Raw genomic sequence first — 3,129 nt, forward strand, 5'->3', positions numbered from 1 at the left:
GCTTCCCAGATTAAAACAAAGTCCAGGTTAAATCAGCATCAGTCAAGTCCACATCTTCTAAAATTGCCCCGCGCAAATCGGCATAACTGAGATCCGCACCCCTGAAACTGGCCCCGGTGAGATCGGTAATAAATCCGTCTCTTTCGGGACTAGCACGAAAATTAACCAGGCAAAGTCGGCAATCAGCGAAATTAGCTCGATATAACAGGGAGCCACTCAGATTGGCATAGTTGAGATCGGCTCCGCAAAAGTTAGTTTTGCCTAAGTCCGTGCGTTGGTCGGAAGTGGAGCGAAAATCCGTATCGATTAATACGGCCTGCTGGAGATTAGCACTGTTGAGATTAACACCGTTTAAGACTGCTTTGGTTAAATAAGTGGCTTCTAAATTGGCTTCGATGAGATTAGCCCCGCTTAAGTCCGCATCTCGTAAACAAGCTCGATAAAAGTCCACTTGACTTAAATCTGCTCCCCAGAGAATCGCCTCACTTAAATCCGCTTCTCTCAACAGCGATCGCGCAAGGCGTATTTTTCCTAACCGCGCCTGTCGCAGATCGGCACGGCAAAAATTGACTCCTGGGAGGGCAATATTAGTTAAGTCGCTTTCCCGCAAATTAATCCCCCGAAAATCTCTTTCTCCCTCCCGATAGCGTTGACAAAGTTCTTCTAGGAGCATGGAAATTTTTTCTATATCATAATTGAGGCAAAATGTCAAGGGTTTGGTAATTTTTATTTAGGGAGATGGAAAGTTGGCAGACTCTCGAATTCTCGGGCCCGTTGACGCATTTGCTGACTAATGCGATCGCAAACCACCTTACAGAGATCATAGATCACGGGGTCGGTAATTTGATAGTAAACGCTGACTCCTTGGGGTTGCCGCGAGATAATTCCCGCTTGGGTTAAAGCTTTCAGGTGTTTGGAGAGATTGGCCTGGCCTAGTCCGGTAGCTTCAGCGATTTCTTTACCATTCATCGCGCCTAATTGCAAGCAACTGAGAATCTGTAGGCGACTGACTTCCGACAGGACTTTGAAATAGTCCGCCACCGAAGCGAGGACGACGCTAGAGGTTTGGGGGGAGAAACTGTCCAACATAGGTAGGTAATAAAGTGACCAGTTAAAAAGGCTGACAATAGGTTATCGTTTAAAACTTTATAACTATTGACTACTATAGTTTAACTGGAGAGGTAACTAGAGTCTAGTCTGCAAGCTCGATCGAGATTGGGTCATTCAGGAATCTACTGCTGCAAGAGTGCCTCCTAGCTCCACCAACAGACTTTTTCAGCAAACCCTAATTATCACCGAGCATGGTACTGATTAACTGCCGGACCGTAGTGCTAGGATGGTTCTCCAAATTGCTTGGTAAAGCCCATTCTGAGTCAAGATAGGACATCTTCAGTAAATCTCTCACTTGTTTTGATTTAGCTTGTCCTGTACTTTGAGCAACCCCAAAAGCCTGATAAAGTTCTGTGGCCGAAATGTGGGGATTTTGAGTAGGATCGAAGAGAAAATTGACCATTCCTAGGGCGTGAGTAATGCCAGCAGCCCAGGAATTAGCCTTACCTTTTTCTAGGGGAGAGGGACGCTTACGAGCTAAAGTTGCAGTTAATTGGCGAATAAGTTGGGCGTATTCTTCATTAAGATATTGAGCGGCAAATTTATCGGTAATAGCGGTAATTTCTTGATATTTGACCTGCATTGCCTTGGGAACATTTTCCGATTTAGAAACAGCTGGAAGCGTTTTTTTCGATGTTGCTGCCGCTTGCTGTTTAGCACGTTGTTCAGCATTATATTTTTCTTGAAAAGCTGTTAAACCCTCCTGACTGGTGATATCAAAACCCTGCTGATGCGCTTGTAACAAGAGATTTTTCATAAAACCGGCACTGTTGGGATCGTTCATCAGTTGACCAAAGCGATCGCCTAATTGCTCTAAATATTTAATAATAGCTTTAGCCTGAGTTAATTTATATTCTCGTCCCAAAAATTGCCAAAAACTAATTAATTCAGGGATAGCATCTTCCGTTTCCGTCGGATCGAGGATAGTAATTTTGCGTGGTAAAATCTTCTCCATTAAGATTTGCACATCTGCCTTAGTCATGGTAGCAAGGGTATAACCTTCATAGAGATAGCCACACTCGATCAAGGTGGCAATCCAACCACCACCTTCTTCTTTTTCTTGATAATAGGCCTCTCCCTCTGGCGAATTGATATATTCTTCGATCGCTCCAGTAATATAATCTTCTAATAAGGGTTCGGCTTCATCGTAGTCTAAATTATCTAATTGTCGGATATTAAAAGTCATAACTCTAGTTTTCCTCCGAGGCTTTCCTTTAATTTTAGGGGATTAGCTGACCGACGACCAAACTGACGCTAAAATAGTCTTTGCTGTCCGGGGTTGTTGCTTGCTCCTGACGGTGGTTGTAACCGGTAACTGAACATGACTTCGATTCGTCAACTGCATCAACAACTCGTTAATAAAGAAAAAACAGCCGTCGAAATCGCTACAGAATTTCTCGCTCGTATTCAAGCGCTCGAACCACAAGTAAAAAGCTTTCTCCATTTAACCCCGGATTTAGCCCTCGCACAAGCCCAAAAAGTGGACGAGAAAATCGCCAGGGGTGAATCTCTGCATCCGTTGGCAGGTATTCCCATCGCATTAAAAGATAATCTCTGCACCAAGGGTATCCCCACCACCTGCGCTTCTCGGATTTTAGAGAATTTTGTCCCCCCCTACGAGTCCACCGTTACCCAAAAATTACGAGATTTAGGGGCAGTTATCGTCGGTAAAACCAATTTAGACGAGTTTGCGATGGGTAGTTCCACGGAAAACTCTGGTTATCACGTTACCGCTAACCCTTGGGACTTATCCCGGGTGCCGGGAGGCTCTTCGGGGGGTTCAGCTGCGGCTGTGGCCGCTCAAGAATGCGTGGTGGCCCTAGGATCGGATACCGGTGGCTCAATTCGTCAACCGGCTTCGTTTTGTGGCGTTGTTGGGCTAAAACCGACCTATGGCTTAGTTTCTCGCTTTGGTTTGGTGGCTTACGCTTCTTCTCTCGATCAGATCGGTCCCTTTGGTCGTACCGTAGAAGATGCGGCGATTTTATTACAAGCGATCGCAGGTTACGATCCCCAAGA

Annotated in this window: 4 protein-coding genes; 1 reads left to right on the top strand and 3 read right to left on the bottom strand. The window is 45.3% G+C overall.

All coding sequences use genetic code 11. The annotated features are described in order from the left end of the window. Positions 1-10 precede the first annotated feature (10 nt). From hetL to PX636_RS03875, 3 genes are all read right to left on the bottom strand, one after another. The gene (gene hetL / locus PX636_RS03865) at positions 11-673 is read right to left on the bottom strand and encodes a heterocyst differentiation pentapeptide repeat protein HetL (protein ID WP_004163375.1); all 663 of its coding nucleotides are present in this window, start codon (positions 671-673) and stop codon (positions 11-13) included. Positions 674-726: 53 nt separating this feature from the next. After that, positions 727-1,089, bottom strand: a complete 363-nt coding sequence (locus PX636_RS03870; protein WP_002758508.1) for an ArsR/SmtB family transcription factor — start codon at positions 1,087-1,089, stop codon at positions 727-729. Positions 1,090-1,285: 196 nt separating this feature from the next. Further along, the gene (locus PX636_RS03875) at positions 1,286-2,296 is read right to left on the bottom strand and encodes a DUF6398 domain-containing protein (protein WP_288116276.1); all 1,011 of its coding nucleotides are present in this window, start codon (positions 2,294-2,296) and stop codon (positions 1,286-1,288) included. Between the two features lie 135 nt (positions 2,297-2,431). Between PX636_RS03875 and PX636_RS03880 the strand changes: the two genes are divergently transcribed. Continuing rightward, the coding region (locus PX636_RS03880) for an amidase (RefSeq protein WP_288116277.1) at positions 2,432-3,129 on the top strand (698 nt) is incomplete at its 3' end.

It is taken from the genome of Microcystis sp. M53598_WE2 (assembly GCF_030067735.1).
GTDB classification, from domain to species: Bacteria; Cyanobacteriota; Cyanobacteriia; order Cyanobacteriales; family Microcystaceae; genus Microcystis; species Microcystis aeruginosa.

What these genes read in the sequence shown, in the direction of transcription:
- PX636_RS03870 (WP_002758508.1), bottom strand. Translation starts at nt 1,089, where the DNA reads ATGTTGGACAGTTTCTCCCCCCAAACCTCTAGCGTCGTCCTCGCTTCG.
- hetL (WP_004163375.1), bottom strand. Translation starts at nt 673, where the DNA reads ATGCTCCTAGAAGAACTTTGTCAACGCTATCGGGAGGGAGAAAGAGAT.
- PX636_RS03875 (WP_288116276.1), bottom strand. Translation starts at nt 2,296, where the DNA reads ATGACTTTTAATATCCGACAATTAGATAATTTAGACTACGATGAAGCC.